This is a genomic window from Aminobacter niigataensis (assembly GCF_946995915.1).
GTDB lineage: Bacteria > Pseudomonadota > Alphaproteobacteria > Rhizobiales > Rhizobiaceae > Aminobacter > Aminobacter niigataensis.
On the sequence record NZ_OX341517.1, the window covers coordinates 845,728 to 860,140 of the forward strand.

The 14,413-nt window shown below is 65.2% G+C and carries 13 protein-coding genes; 8 read left to right on the plus strand and 5 right to left on the minus strand.

The annotated features are described in order from the left end of the window. Positions 1-20 precede the first annotated feature (20 nt). Positions 21-2,327, plus strand: a complete 2,307-nt coding sequence (locus O1Y97_RS03965) for a Tex family protein (RefSeq protein ID WP_318763164.1) — start codon at positions 21-23, stop codon at positions 2,325-2,327. Positions 2,328-2,499: 172 nt separating this feature from the next. Continuing rightward, positions 2,500-3,717 carry an argininosuccinate synthase gene (locus O1Y97_RS03970; protein WP_318763165.1) on the plus strand — a complete coding sequence of 406 codons (1,218 nt, stop codon included), beginning with the start codon at positions 2,500-2,502 and terminating at the stop codon, positions 3,715-3,717. 50 nt (positions 3,718-3,767) lie between these two features. Here O1Y97_RS03970 and O1Y97_RS03975 read toward each other — a convergent pair whose 3' ends face one another. Next, on the minus strand, positions 3,768-4,286 hold the full coding sequence (locus O1Y97_RS03975; RefSeq protein WP_159091563.1) for a hypothetical protein: 519 nt from the start codon (positions 4,284-4,286) through the stop codon (positions 3,768-3,770). A gap of 127 nt (positions 4,287-4,413) precedes the next feature. After that, positions 4,414-5,232, minus strand: coding sequence for a lytic murein transglycosylase (locus tag O1Y97_RS03980; protein WP_108606186.1), 819 nt, complete (start codon positions 5,230-5,232; stop codon positions 4,414-4,416). Between the two features lie 166 nt (positions 5,233-5,398). Here O1Y97_RS03980 and O1Y97_RS03985 point away from each other — a divergent pair, with 166 nt between their 5' ends. Beyond that, a complete protein-coding gene (locus tag O1Y97_RS03985; protein WP_318763166.1) occupies positions 5,399-6,634 on the plus strand; it encodes a flavin monoamine oxidase family protein in 1,236 nt (411 codons plus the stop codon). Between the two features lie 116 nt (positions 6,635-6,750). After that, positions 6,751-7,356: a DUF1236 domain-containing protein gene (locus O1Y97_RS03990; RefSeq protein ID WP_183263360.1), complete on the plus strand. Its 606-nt coding sequence runs from the start codon at positions 6,751-6,753 to the stop codon at positions 7,354-7,356. A 36-nt stretch (positions 7,357-7,392) separates the two neighbouring features. Here the strand turns inward: O1Y97_RS03990 and O1Y97_RS03995 are convergent, their stop codons facing one another. Both O1Y97_RS03995 and O1Y97_RS04000 read right to left on the minus strand, forming a co-directional pair. Continuing rightward, on the minus strand, positions 7,393-8,118 hold the full coding sequence (locus O1Y97_RS03995) for a DUF2270 domain-containing protein (RefSeq protein WP_318763167.1): 726 nt from the start codon (positions 8,116-8,118) through the stop codon (positions 7,393-7,395). Positions 8,119-8,298: 180 nt separating this feature from the next. Beyond that, the gene (locus tag O1Y97_RS04000; protein WP_318763168.1) at positions 8,299-10,041 is read right to left on the minus strand and encodes a putative bifunctional diguanylate cyclase/phosphodiesterase; all 1,743 of its coding nucleotides are present in this window, start codon (positions 10,039-10,041) and stop codon (positions 8,299-8,301) included. Between the two features lie 343 nt (positions 10,042-10,384). Here O1Y97_RS04000 and ffh point away from each other — a divergent pair, with 343 nt between their 5' ends. The 4 genes from ffh (at position 10,385) to O1Y97_RS04020 (ending at position 13,450) form a co-directional block, all read left to right on the plus strand. Next, the gene (gene ffh, locus O1Y97_RS04005) at positions 10,385-11,965 is read left to right on the plus strand and encodes a signal recognition particle protein (protein ID WP_318763169.1); all 1,581 of its coding nucleotides are present in this window, start codon (positions 10,385-10,387) and stop codon (positions 11,963-11,965) included. A 10-nt stretch (positions 11,966-11,975) separates the two neighbouring features. After that, positions 11,976-12,302 (plus strand): chorismate mutase, encoded by a 327-nt coding sequence (locus tag O1Y97_RS04010; RefSeq protein ID WP_108606191.1) that lies wholly within the window; start codon positions 11,976-11,978, stop codon positions 12,300-12,302. A 54-nt stretch (positions 12,303-12,356) separates the two neighbouring features. After that, a complete protein-coding gene (rpsP, locus tag O1Y97_RS04015) occupies positions 12,357-12,749 on the plus strand; it encodes a 30S ribosomal protein S16 (protein WP_108606192.1) in 393 nt (130 codons plus the stop codon). A 167-nt stretch (positions 12,750-12,916) separates the two neighbouring features. Further along, positions 12,917-13,450, plus strand: a complete 534-nt coding sequence (locus O1Y97_RS04020) for a cupin domain-containing protein (RefSeq protein WP_318763170.1) — start codon at positions 12,917-12,919, stop codon at positions 13,448-13,450. Here the strand turns inward: O1Y97_RS04020 and O1Y97_RS04025 are convergent. Continuing rightward, positions 13,441-14,346 carry a bestrophin family protein gene (locus tag O1Y97_RS04025; protein ID WP_318763171.1) on the minus strand — a complete coding sequence of 302 codons (906 nt, stop codon included), beginning with the start codon at positions 14,344-14,346 and terminating at the stop codon, positions 13,441-13,443. The two genes, O1Y97_RS04020 and O1Y97_RS04025, sit on opposite strands and share 10 nt — an antisense overlap. Positions 14,347-14,413: the final 67 nt, after the last annotated feature.

The window sequence follows — 14,413 nt, forward strand, 5'->3', positions numbered from 1 at the left end:
TCAACAGGCACCAGGATTCCATGGCTGGCGACATCAGGAAAATCGCTGCGATCATCGCAGCCGAGATCAATGCGAAGGCCGAGCAGGTCATTGCGGCAGTCGGACTGCTGGATGAGGGTGCGACTGTTCCCTTCGTCGCGCGCTACCGCAAGGAAGTCACCGGCGGCCTCGACGATACCCAGCTGCGCGATCTGTCCGAACGGCTCGCCTATCTGCGCGAGCTGGAAGCGCGGCGCGCGGCAATCGTCGAATCCATCACCGGCCAGGGCAAGATGACCGACGAGCTGGCGATCCGTATCGCCAGCGTCGCCACCAAGGCCGAGCTCGAAGACATCTACCTGCCTTACAAGCCCAAGCGCCGCACCAAGGCTGAAATCGCGCGGGAGCGCGGGCTCGGGCCGCTCGCCGAAGCGATCCTCGCCGACCGCTCCAAGGTACCGGCCGAGTTGGCCGTGCCTTACGTCGTCGGCGACGTAGCCGACGTGAAGGCAGCCCTCGAAGGCGCGCGCGACATCGTCGCCGAAGGCATTTCGGAGAACGCCGAGCTATTGGGCCGCCTGCGTACTCACATGAAGGAGCGCGCGGTCATGCGCGCCCGCGTGGTCGACGGCAAGCAGGAGGCGGGCGCCAAGTTCTCGGACTATTTCGACCATTCCGAACGCTGGGCCTCGGTGCCGAGCCACCGCGCGCTCGCCATGCTGCGCGGCCGCAACGAGGACGTGCTGTCGCTCGACCTCGAGATCGACGCCGACGACACCTCGCCGGTCAAGCCGGTCGAGCGTATGATCGCCGCTGCCTATGCGATTGGCGCGACGCTGCCCGGCGACCAGTGGCTGATGACCGTCGCCGGCTGGACCTGGCGCGTGAAGCTGTCTCTGTCGCTGTCGCTCGACCTGATGCGCGATCTGCGCGAGGCCGCCGAGGAAGAGGCGATCCGCGTCTTCTCGCGCAACCTCAAGGACCTTCTGCTCGCCGCCCCTGCCGGCTCGCGCGCCACTATGGGTCTCGATCCGGGCATCCGCACCGGCGTCAAGGTGGCGGTCATCGATGCCACCGGCAAGGTGCTCGACACCACCACCGTCTACCCCTTCCCGCCCAGGAACGACGTGCGCGGCACTCAGGCCGAGCTTGCCCGGCTGATCATCCGCCACAAGGTCGAGCTGATCGCCATCGGCAACGGCACCGGCAGCCGCGAAACCGAGCGTCTCGTTGCCGACTTGCTGACGGACATGCCGGCGCCCAAGCCGACCAAGGTCATCGTCAGCGAGGCCGGGGCCTCTGTCTATTCGGCGTCCGCCACGGCTGCGGCCGAATTCCCCAATCTCGACGTGTCGCTGCGTGGTGCAGTGTCCATCGCGCGGCGCCTGCAGGACCCGCTCGCCGAGCTGGTCAAGATCGAACCCAAGTCGATCGGCGTCGGCCAGTACCAGCACGACGTCGACCAGTATCGGCTCGGCCGTTCGCTCGAAGCGGTGGTCGAAGACGCGGTGAACGCCGTCGGCGTCGACCTCAACACGGCCTCCGCCCCCCTTCTCGCCCGCGTCTCCGGTCTCGGGCCGTCGCTCGCCGAGTCGATCGTGGCGCATCGCGACGCCTCGGGCGCCTTTGCCACGCGCCGCGACCTGCTCGCCGTGCCACGGCTCGGCCAGCGTGCCTTCGAGCAATGCGCCGGCTTCCTGCGTATCCGCGACGGCAAGGAACCGCTCGACTCATCGTCGGTCCACCCCGAAGCCTATGGCGTGGCCAAGAAGATCGTGGCGTCCTGCGGCCGTGACCTGCGCCAGTTGATGGGCGACAGCGCCGCGCTGAAGGCGATCGATCCGCGCGCCTTCGTCGATGAGCGTTTCGGCCTGCCGACGGTGCGCGACATCATCGCCGAGCTGGAAAAGCCGGGCCGCGATCCGCGTCCGGGCTTCAAGACCGCGACCTTCGCCGACGGTGTCGACGATATCAAGGATTTGAAGCCGGGCATGTTGCTCGAAGGTACAGTCACCAACGTCGCCGCCTTCGGCGCCTTCGTCGACATCGGCGTGCATCAGGACGGGCTTGTCCATGTGTCGCAGCTCGCCGACAAGTTCGTGAAGGACCCACACGAGGTGGTGAAGGCGGGCGACGTGGTGAAGGTCCGCGTCGTCGAGGTCGACATCCCGCGCAAGCGCATCGGGCTGACCATGCGCAAGGACGGCGGCGAACCCGCACCCCGCTCGGCAGCACCCGCCAAGGGCCGCGACATGAAGTTCGCCTCGTCGCCCAAGCCGCAGCAGAACAAGCCTGAGCAGCAAGGTGCGTTCGGCGCGGCGCTGCTCGAGGCGATGAAGCGTAAGTAAGGCGGCTTCATACCCTCCCCTTGTGGGGAGGGTCGATCCACGCAGCGGATCGGGGTGGAGGTAGAGAGAGGCTGTCGCAGCGGCATGATCGCCCTTGCCCGGCTCGCCGTTCGTGCTTAGAAAGCCCGGGAAAACGCGGCCCTGGGCCGCATGCGAAAGGTGCCGTGATCCCATGTCCAAGTGGAAAGACGTCAAGAAGGTCGTGCTCGCCTATTCCGGTGGCCTCGACACATCGATCATCCTGAAGTGGCTGCAGACCGAGCTCAATGCGGAGGTTGTCACCTTCACCGCCGATCTCGGCCAGGGCGAGGAACTCGAGCCGGCGCGCAAGAAGGCCGAGATGATGGGGATCAAGGAGATCTTCATCGAGGACGTGCGCGAGGAGTTCGTCCGCGACTTCGTCTTCCCGATGTTCCGCGCCAACGCCGTCTATGAAGGCGTCTACCTGCTCGGCACCTCGATCGCGCGTCCGCTGATCTCCAAGCATCTCGTCGACATCGCCCGCAAGACCGGCGCCGACGCCATCGCCCATGGCGCCACCGGCAAGGGCAACGACCAGGTCCGCTTCGAGCTGTCGGCCTACGCGCTGAATCCCGACATCAAGATCATCGCACCATGGCGCGACTGGTCGTTCAAGTCGCGCACCGACCTGCTCGACTTCGCCGAAAAGCACCAGATCCCGGTCGCCAAGGACAAGAAGGGCGAGGCCCCCTTCTCCGTCGACGCCAACCTCCTGCACTCGTCCTCCGAGGGCAAGGTGCTGGAAGATCCGGCCGTCGAGGCGCCCGAATACGTGCACATGCGCACGATTTCGCCTGAGGCAGCACCGGACAAGGCGACGGTCATCAAGATCGGCTTCGAAAAGGGCGATGCCGTGTCGATCAACGGCAAGCGCCTGTCGCCGGCCACCCTGCTGGCCAAGCTCAACGACTATGGCCGCGACAACGGCATCGGCCGTCTCGATCTGGTCGAGAACCGCTTCGTCGGCATGAAGAGCCGCGGCGTCTACGAGACCCCTGGAGGCACGATCCTGCTGTCGGCGCACCGCGCCATCGAGTCGATCACGCTCGACCGTGGTGCCGCGCACCTCAAGGACGAGCTGATGCCGCGCTATGCCGAGCTGATTTACTACGGCTTCTGGTTCTCGCCCGAGCGCGAGATGTTGCAGGCGGCGATCGACAGGAGCCAGGAGCATGTCGAAGGCGAAGTGACGCTCAAGCTCTACAAGGGCAACGTCATGGTCATCGGCCGCGAGAGCGCGAAGTCGCTGTACTCGGACAAGCTGGTCACCTTCGAGGACGACCAGGGCGCCTACGACCAGAAGGATGCCGCCGGCTTCATCAAGCTTAATGCGCTGCGCCTGCGCACGCTGGCCGCGCGCAACCGGTGAGATCAGCCAAAATCTGGCAGTTTGGAGGCGCTTCGGCGCCTCCTTTCGTTTCAGGCCTCGCCCCGATACATGTCGGCGAGATAGGCCCGCTTGGCGGCGTCGTCGCGTGTTGAAAACAGATAGCGGACGAAGGCCTGGCGTTCGTGGTCGACCGCCGCAAGCTCCCAGACGCAGAATGTCGCCCGGTGCGGCCCGGGCAGTGCAAACAGCGAGAAATCGGGAGCGTCCGCGGTCTTGGCATAGACCGTCTCCCACATCTCGTTGGCATGGCGCCACGAACTCACCAGAAGGAAGTGAAAATCGGCGCCGCAGCGGTGCAGGATGACGAAGCCGAGCTCGCCCTTGAGGTTGAGGCGCCTGGTCACCGTTTCGGCTGCCAGGAAGCGCTGCGCCAAAGCGCAGGTTTCGCGCGTCACGGGCGTCGCATCTTCGGCAATGTCATACCATTTGAGCAGCCCGCCGCCTGCCGGCACGGCGAGACCAGGTGTGACTGACTTGGGGTAGTGGCTGTAGCCCTGAATATTGCCGTAGGCGGAAAGGTCGCCCGGCAATGCGTTGAGAGCGTTCATCGTTCGTTCCTCGGCCGCATCGAAAAAACCCGACGTCTCCGCCGGGTTCATTCAATATGCGCCGATGGTCGCCCCTTGGCCAGCAGGATGGCGAACCATCCTGACACCTGCCAAACGGCCGCCTTGGTCAGTTGCCGTCGATCTCGGCGCCGATGATGGCGATCGCCTGCTGGTAGACGCTGGCCGCGTTCCAGCCCTGCAAGGCGCCGAAATTGGCCTGGCCGGGCTGATAGCCGCCGCCGGCGCTCCAGCCGTGGCCGCGCAGGAAGTTGGCCGTCGAGGCGAGCGCGTCGGCCTTGGAGCGGACCATGTCGATCTTGCCGTTGCCGTCGCCGTCGGCGCCGAATTTCAGCACGTTGACCGGCAGGAACTGGGTCTGGCCGATCTCGCCATGCGCGGCACCAACGGCGCTGGGGCTCAGCGTGCCGTTCTGGACGAGCTTGAGCGCGGCATAGAGCTGATCGGTGAAATATTCCGACCGGCGGCAGTCGTAGGCCAGCGTCGCCACGGCCGACAGCGTGTGCTGGTTGCCGAGGAACCCGCCAAAGCCGGTTTCCATGCCCCAGATCGCGATCAGCGGGCCGGCCGGCACGCCATAACGCGCCTCGATGCTCTGGAACAGCGCCGCGTTCTGCTTCTTGATGGTCTTGCCCTTGGAGGCAATCGTCTTGCCGCCACGCTTGGCCATGAACTGGTCGAGCGAGAGCTTGAAGCTCTTCTGGTTGCGGTCGGCATAGATGGTCTTGGTTGCGTAGGTCGTCTTGGCAAGCGCGTTGAGCGCGTTGCCGCTGATGCCGTTGGCCGCCGCCTCCTGAGCGAAATCGGCCTTCCACGCCTCGAAGCCGCCCGCGTTGTTGCCGCACTGGGCGGCGTATGCGCCACCAGCTGTCACCGCCAGAACGGCGGAGGCTGCAGCAAAAGTCTTCACCTTGGCAAGTACTGCCATGCCGTTCTCCTGATGCCTGAATCATTCCCCTGGGAGGGATGTTGCCAGCCGAACGCTCTCTTGTCATCGTTAAGAAGGCGTTTACGTCCCCACCGTCTTGCAATGGCTGGTGGCAAAAAACTCGCATACGATCAAGCGGTGAATGTGGCGAGAGCGGGGAAAAACCATGAAAGATGTCGATGTTGTGATCATCGGCGCCGGTTCTGCCGGCCTTTCGGCGGCAAAAGTGCTGCGTTCAACCGGTTTGAGCTTCAAGGTGCTGGAGGCGATGGACCGCATCGGCGGCCGCGCCTGGACCAGCAACCGGCATTTCGGCGTGCCCTTCGACATCGGCTGCGCCTGGCTGCACGCCGCCGACCGCAACCCCTATTTCTCGGAGGCTCAGGCCGCCGGCTGGACGATGCATCACCACGACATGAACATCGACCATCTCTACTACCGCAACCGCAAGGCGAGCGAGGCCGAGGAAGCGGCGGTCAAGGCAGCGGACGCTGCGATGGCAGCGCTGCTGGAAAACCACAGCGACATGGATGATCGCCTTGGCGCTCTTTTGGCCAAGGGACGGTCGTCGCGGGCCGCCGCCACCTTCTGCGGCCCGATGGACTTCGGTGCCGACGAGGACGAGATCTCCATCGCCGACTTCAGGAATGCCGCCGACCTCGACCCCAACTACTTCACTAGGGAAGGCTATGGCGCACTCGTTGCGCGTTTCGGCGCCGACGTACCGGTCGAACTTGCCACGCCGGTAACCCGGATCGACTGGGACGGTGCCGGTGTCGCCTGTCTCACCGATCGTGGCACGCTGCGCGCCAGCGCGGCCATCGTCACGGCATCGCCCGGGGTACTGGCCTTCGAGGAGATCTTCTTTTCGCCGGCCCTTCCCGACAGCCACATGGCCGCGTTTTTCGACCTGCCGATGGGCATGCTGACCAAGCTGCCGGTTGAAATCAGGGGCAGCCGCCTCGGACTCAATGCCTTCGACGACCTTCTGGTCGAGCGCACGGCGCGGCATGACATCTATTTCCTCGGCTTTCCGTTCGACCTCGACCTGATGGTCGGTTTTGTCGGCGGCGACTTTGCCTGGGAGCTGTCGGCTGCCGGCGAAGCTGCCGGCATCGACTTCGCCACGGACCGGCTGTGCGAGATCTTCGGCAACGACACCCGCCGGCATGTAGGTCGCGCGATGATGACAAACTGGGGTGCCGAACGTTATGTCAGGGGCGCCTATGCCGCGGCGCGGCCAGGCCGCTCAGGGGCCCGCGCGGCATTGATGCAGCCGGTTGGCGAGCGCATCTTCTTTGCCGGCGAGCACCTTGCCGGACCGCTGATCCAGACCTGCGGCGGCGCCCGGCTGTCGGGCGAAGCAGTCGCCAGGCAGGTCGTTGCGCAACTTGCGGCGTAACGCCGGCACATATGAACATGCTACAATTCGTGAGCGGAACCGGTCCCCTGGACCGGAACTGACAGGTGCTTGGGCCGTTTTCGCCTCCTGAGGGACCAAGAAAACGGAGCGAAAAAATGAAAACCAAGCTGTTGTTTCCCGCTGTGGCGGGCGCGCTTCTCGCCTTCTCCGGCCCGTCATTTGCAGATGTCGCGGTCCAGGCGGCCACCGATCTCAATGTCCGTGCCGGTCCCGGCCCGCAATACCCGGTTGTCGGCGTCATCGGTGCCGGCCAGGCCACAACGCTGCGCGGCTGCCTCGAAAGCAGCAAATGGTGCAGTGTCGCCGATTCAGGCGGCGAGGGCTGGGTCTATTCCGACTATCTGGTCGGTGATTTCGGCGGCCAGCAGGTCGTGCTTTCGGCACGCCCGGCCGATTCAGGCATCGTGGTCGTCGATCCGCCAGCCGGCGGCGCCGATGTCGTCATAGATGGGACGACGGGCGCGATCATCGCCGGCGAAGCCATGCCGGCCATCGATCCCCCCGTCGAGGTCCGCACCTATGTGACAGACAACCGGATCGAGCCGGTCTATCTGGACGGCGAAGTCGTCGTCGGCGCCGGATTGCCCGATACAGTCGAACTGACTGAAATCCCCGACTCCGAGTACCGCTATGTCTATGTGAACGGCCAACCGGTGCTGGTCGAACCGTCGACGCGGCGCGTCGTCTATGTGATGCGCTGAGTGAAGCGGCCGCCGGGTCTGCCCGGCGGCCTCGTTTCATACATGGACCTGTGCCAAGGCGCTTTCAGCCGCGTCGTCAAGCGGCCGGAACGAAACGTAGAGCAGCCAGAAGTAGAACCCCGCGACACCTGTCAGGATCAGCCAGCCCGGTGCAAGGCCAAGGCTGGCATTCGCCGCTACCTCCCACAGCGATGAGACAAGGTCCCTGCTGCCGCCGGAGGCCTGCAGCTTGGGCGTCGAAATCTTGAGCACCCACGCGAGCAGCAGGATCAGGAACATCCAGATGTAATTGCGTCTCAGCCGTCGCGAGAAGGCATCGGCGTAGGAGATGCGAAACTGCGGCTCCCTGAGGCTGTCGCCAAGCATCTGACGCCAATTTGCGGGTTCCCCGGCCCCAGGCGAAAAAATCGGCGCGAAATAATACCGTTCGAAGGTGCGGACGCGCGACCGGTAGACGTCAAAGAAGCGGTAGCGCCGTGCTTCGATCCAAAGCAGCAGGAAAATGAGCAGCATGGCAAACAGGAGCACGCCGTGATGGGCGTTGGGCGTCGACAACGACACCGACATCATCGCGGCCACCACGGTGATCGCCCAGTTGCTCGTCTGGTCTATCCGGTCGCGCCACCCGGCCATCCTGGCCATTTCGGCGCGATGATAATGTGCCATGGTGTTGACGATTTCGGTCGAAGTCGAAGGCAGCAGCGCGACCTGCTGCGGCAAAGATGAACTGGCGCTTTCGGGCATGGCAGCCTCCCTGGACATCCCCGGAGTGCCTGCATCAGGAAGGGCACAAGCCTCCTGGCGATGCTGTTGCGGCGCGGGCCGGGCCGACGGGTTTGCGGCTGTCTCGGCGGCAGGCCACGCTGGGGGCCCGAATATCCTGCGCCGGCGCAAATCCTATACCTGTTGCGACGGGATCGCGCGGAAATCGGCGGCAAAGGTTCAGATTTTCGCCGCGGCTGCTTTCCTGGCGGCCTTGGCCGGACGCTTCATCAAGTGTTTGAAATCCGCCGCCGGCAGCGCCCTGGAGTAGAGATAGCCTTGTCCGACACGACAGCCCATGGCGTAGAGGGCGGCTTCCTGCGCGCGCGTCTCGATGCCCTCGGCGACGACGGCCAGCCCCATGTCCCTGGCCATGCCGAGCACCGCGCGGACGATCGCGGCATCTTGTGGCTGGCTCAGCATATCGCGGATGAAGCTGCGATCGATCTTGAGCAGCGTCAGCGGAAAGCGCTTGATGGTGCTGAGCGCCGCATGGCCGGTGCCGAAATCGTCGAAGGCAAGGCCGACGCCTGCCTCGCCCAGCTTGCGGAACGGTGCCAGCGTGCGCTCTTCATGGTCGAGGGCGATGGTCTCGGTCACTTCCAGTTCCAGGGCGTCGGCCGGCAGCCCGTGGCGGGCCAGCGTCGTCAGCACGGTTTCCGCCAGATTTCCGGCATTGACCTGCACCGCAAACAGGTTGACCGCCATGGAGATGGGTGCCAGCCCGCGGGCGCGCCATTCCGCCGATTGGCGACATGCCTCGTCGAGGATCCAGCCGCCGACGGTCAGCGCGCCGGAATGCGATTCAAGCACGGCAAGGAAGTCGGCAGGCGAAAGCAGCCCGCGCGAAGGATGGTTCCAGCGCAACAGCGCCTCGGCGCCCAGCACCTTGCCGCTCTCCAGGCAAACCTGCGGCTGGTAGTGCAACACGAATTCGCCGGCTCCGATTGCCCGCAACAGCTCGTCCTGCAAGGCGCGCCGGGCAGCGACCGCGTTGCGCATGTCCGGTTCGAACATGCGGTAGGAATTGCCCTGCTGCCGCGCTCGGTAGAGCGCAAGGTCGGCGCTGGCCAGCAGCTCCTCGGCGTCGCCGCCGTCGCTTGGGGCCACGGCGCCGCCGATGCTGACGCCGAGCTTGATCAAGTGGTCGCCGATCTCGAAAGGCTTTTCGAACGACTGGAGCAGGCTGTTTGCGGCTGCCTCGCCGGCTGAGGGGCTGCCGGTCCCGCGCAGCAATACGGCGAACTCGTCACTGCCGAGACGGGCCACCATGGCATTAGCCTCGAGTGCTGCGGGCAGCCGCACGGCGAGGGCCTGCAGCAGTGTGTCGCCGGTGGCGTGGCCCAACGTGTCGTTGACCTTCTTGAAGCCGTCGAGGTCGATCAGTAGCACGGCCGTCTGCTCGCCGGCGGCGAGCGCTTCCTCGAGGCGCGTGTCGAACTGGAAACGGTTCGGCAGGCCGGTCAGCGTGTCCTGATGGGCAAGGCGATGCAGGCGCATGTCGCGCTGCCGCCGGTCGGAGATATCGCGGATCATGCCGCCCATCGATACGCCGTCCGGCCCGTGCCAGACCGAAAGCGACAGCTCGATGGGGAACTCGCTGCCGTCGCGCCGAAGCGCTGCCACCTCGACCGTCTTGCCGGTCAGTTTCGACGGCGTGCCGGAGCCGACGCGCGCGATGCCGGCGTTGTGGGCACCGCGCAACCTGGGCGGAATGATCAGGTCGAGCGTGTGGCCGACCATGTCGGACCTAGCGTAGCCGAACATGCGCTCGGCGGATTTGTTGACGAAGGTGATATTTCCCGCGGCGTCGATGACGACCAGCGCGAATTCGATGTTTTCGACAAATCCGCCCAGCGACGAGTCGGAAATGCGATCGCCTCCCGGGGATACGACATGCGAGCCGGCCGCATGGTCACACATGGTGGCAAAACACCCTTATATAATGCATATAGAGCCCCCCGGCAGGCGGCACACTAGAGGGCAAGTCTTAACAGGGATTGACCGTCGCGCCGCGAATGGTTCGAAAGCTCGCGGGAAATGTGCCTTCTCTTGACTCTCTGGCCTTTTTCCTGTCTACAGCCCACAAATTCCGCGACGAGTTCCACTCCGAGCGGCCGACCGGGACGCCCTTAGCGGCACAAACGATCCCGGAGGCCAACACCCGGCAGCGCAGTGCGCCCCCGGGTGCTTTTTGGTTTGGTTCGCAGTCGCAGAGGCATTACCTCTCGGTTCGACACCGGTTGGCTGAGAGAAGGGAAGTTGAATGTTTGAATCGCTGCAAGAGCGACTTGGATCGATCCTCAACGGCCTGACCGGCCGTGGCGCGCTGTCGGAAGCCGATGTCTCGGCTGCCCTGCGCGAGGTTCGTCGTGCCTTGCTCGAGGCGGACGTCGCACTCGAAGTGGTCCGCTCCTTCACCGATCGCGTCCGCGAGAAGGCGGTCGGCGCGGCGGTCCTGAAATCGATCAAGCCCGGACAGATGGTCGTCAAGATCGTCCATGACGAGCTGATCGAGATGCTCGGCTCCGAAGGCGTCGCCATCGACCTCAATGCGCCGGCGCCGGTTGTCATCATGATGGTCGGCCTGCAGGGCTCGGGCAAGACGACGACCTCGGCCAAGATCGCCAAGCGGCTGGCCGAGCGCCAGGGCAAGAAGGTCCTGATGGCCTCGCTCGACACGCGCCGTCCGGCCGCGCAGGAGCAGCTGCGCCAGCTCGGCGAGCAGACCAAGGTCGCCACCCTCCCTGTCATCGCCGGCCAGTCGCCGGTCGACATCGCCAAGCGCGCCGTCCAGGCGGCCAAGCTCGGCGGCCATGACGTCGTCATCCTCGATACCGCCGGCCGTACCCATATCGACGAGCCGCTGATGGCCGAGATGGCCGACATCCGCAAGGTGTCGGACCCGCACGAGATCCTGCTCGTCGCCGACTCGCTGACCGGCCAGGACGCCGTCAACCTCGCCAAGAATTTCGACGACCGCGTCGGCATCACCGGCCTGGTGCTGACCCGCATGGACGGCGACGGCCGTGGCGGTGCCGCGCTTTCGATGCGTGCCGTCACCGGCAAGCCGATCAAGCTGATCGGCGTTGGCGAGAAGATGGAAGCGCTGGAGGAGTTCTATCCCAAGCGCATCGCCGACCGCATTCTCGGCATGGGCGACATCGTTTCGCTGGTCGAGAAGGCAGCCGAAAACATCGACGCGGAAAAGGCCGCGGCGATGGCCAAGAAGATGCAGTCGGGCAAGTTCGACCTGAACGACCTCGCCGACCAGCTTGGCCAGATGCAGAAGATGGGCGGCATGGGCGGCATCATGGGCATGATGCCGGGCATGGGCAAGATGAAGGACCAGATGGCTTCGGCCGGCCTGGACGACAAGATGTTCGGCCGCCAGATCGCCATCATCTCGTCGATGACCAAGGCCGAGCGCGCCAATCCCGACGTTTTGAAGCATTCGCGCAAGAAGCGCATCGCCGCCGGCTCCGGCACCGACGCTGCCGAGATCAACAAGCTGCTCAAGATGCATCGCCAGATGGCCGACATGATGAAGGCCATGGGCGGCAAGGGCAAAGGCGGCGGTCTCATGCGCGGCATGATGGGCGGCCTCGCTTCAAAGATGGGCCTCGGCGGCATGATGCCGGGCATGGGCGGCATGCCCGACCTGTCGAAGATGGATCCCAAGCAGCTCGAAGCGCTGCAGAAGCAGGCGGAAGCCGCCGGCCTCGGCCAGGGCCTCAAGGGCCTGCCCGGCGGTGGACTTCCCGGTGGCGGATTGCCGGGCCTGCCTGGCGGCATGAAGCTTCCGGGCCTCGGCGGCGGCCTGCCCGGCCTCGGCAAGAAGAAGTGAGGAGCGCGCGATGACCGATATCAATCCTCAGGCGCAGCTCCAGGAACTGCGTGCCTCGATCGACAACATCGATGCCGCCCTGATCCATATGCTCGCCGAGCGCTTCCGCTGCACCAAGGCGGTGGGCGTGCTCAAGGCGACCCATGGCCTGCCGCCGGCCGATCCGGCGCGCGAGCAGACCCAGATCGAGCGCCTGCGCCGTCTGGCCGACGATGCCCATCTCGATCCGGATTTCGCGGAGAAGTTCCTCAACTTCATCATCCGCGAGGTGATCCGGCATCATGAAATGCTGGCCGCCGAACATAACGGTGGCTCAGACAGGACTACCTCCGCCTGAGGCGGAACAAGCAGAACATACCAACCCAAGACAGAACTATTCAGGAGTAAGACAATGTCCCTTAAGATCCGCCTGGCTCGCGCCGGCTCGAAGAAGCGCCCCTACTACCACATCGTCATCGCCGACGCCCGCAGCCCGCGCGACGGCCGCTTCATCGAGGCGATCGGCGCCTGGAACCCGCTGCTGCCCAAGGACGGCGATCGCGTCAAGATCGACGGCGACCGCGTCAAGCATTGGATGGCGAACGGCGCGCTGCCGACCGACCGCGTTGCCCGCTTCCTCGACGAGGCTGGCCTTGTGAAGCGCGAAACCCGCTCGAACCCGACCAAGGGTGAGCCGGGCAAGAAGGCCCAGGAGCGTCTCGCTGCCCTGAAGAAGGCCCAGGACGATGCAGCCGCAGCGATCGCCGCTGCCGCCGCTGCCCCGGCCGAGGCTTCTGCCGAGTAATTTTCGCCCAACCGGCGAATGGAGAACGGCGGGCCGCAAGGTCCGCCGTTTTCGTTTGCATCTGCTTTGGTTCACCCAACTGGCAGCAGTCGAACCGCCATCCGATCGCTTGACCGTTTCTCGTGGCCGCGCCACCCTGTCACGGCGCGGGCCAGGAGGAGCAGGTGATGTCCAGCAGCACTTCGATCAATGCCGACGGTGTGTCCGAGCCCTTCGCGGCGGAATCCGTGCCGCTCGAGGCCTTTTCGCAGGGCGAGCGTTTCGGTACGAGCTTCAGGCACCTATCCAATTTCGCAGGCGGCGACCACGTCGGTGTGGCGCTGGAAGAACTCGCGCCGGGCAAGGAATCCAACCCGTCGCACTATCACATGCTTGAGGAGGAGCACGCCTACATCCTCGAGGGCGCGCTTACGCTTCGGCTCGGCGCACGCGCCTATGTCATGAAGGCCGGCGACTATGTCTGCTTTCCGGCAGGGCAAAAGGTCGGGCACTCGCTGTTCAACCATACGAACGAGCCCTGCCGCTATCTCATCATCGGCGAGCGCGATTCCAACGATGTCATCGTCTATCCCGACTCCGGCCGGGTCAGCGTCCGGCTGACCGGGGAGGGCTACCGCAAGGCGGCGACGATGGACTACTGGGAGGGCATCGACACGACCGCTGCCGGAACTGCGACCCCGACTGCGCGCCCTCAGGAGTAGAAGAAGTTCTCGGCGGCCAGCATCGGCGGCGGCGTTTCGCCCAAGGCCTCGAACACCGAGATCTCGCAGACGCGGCACAGACCGTCGAGGGCGAGGTCGTTGGCCTCCATGCCGAAGGGGTCCTCCAGTTCTTCCGAGAGCGCGTCGAGGCCGAAGAAGGTGTAGGCGATCAGCGCGGTGAACAGCGGCGTCGCCCAGCCAGCGGAGGCGGCAAGGCCGAACGGGAGGAGCAGGCAGAAGACATAGGCCGTGCGCTGCAACAGCAGCGTGTAGGCGAAGGGCAGGGGCGTACCCATGATGCGTTCGCAGCCGGCCTGCAGGGCGGCGATCGCCGACAGCCGCTCGTCGAGGATGCGGTAGTCCATGGCTTCCAGCACCTTGGCGCGCTTGAGCACGGCGAGCCTCGTGCCCATGCGGCGGATCGTGGCGTCCGGCTTGTTGGTGGCGGCATGGATCTCGTCGACGGCGTCGCCGATGAAGGGGCGGGCTGCTTCGCGCGTGTCGACGCGGCGCAGTTCGCCGCGCAGGAAGTGGCAGAAGGCCAGCGCATCCATCAGGAACGGCCGCAACTCGTCGCGGTCCGAAATCATCGCGTTGGCGGCGCGCGACAGGTTCCGGATCTCGAAGACCAGCTGGCCCCAAAGCTTGCGCGCCTCCCACCAGCGGTCATAGGCGGCGTTGTTGCGGAAACCGAGATAGATCGACAGCGCGACGCCAAGCAGGGCGAAGGGTGCGACGCCGGCGTCACCCAGGTTGAGATCGAGCGCCTTGATTGCCGCTACCACCACAGCGCCGTAGAGCGCGAAGCCGAAGATCTGCGGCAGGATGCGCGGCACGACGGACCCGCGCATGACGAAGAACAGTTTCAGCAGGCCGGTGCGGGGACGGACGATCATGCGGGCGGAAACCTCTGGCGGTGCCGTGAGGCCGCCATTGTGCGCCGAAGGCTATCGGGAAGTCACC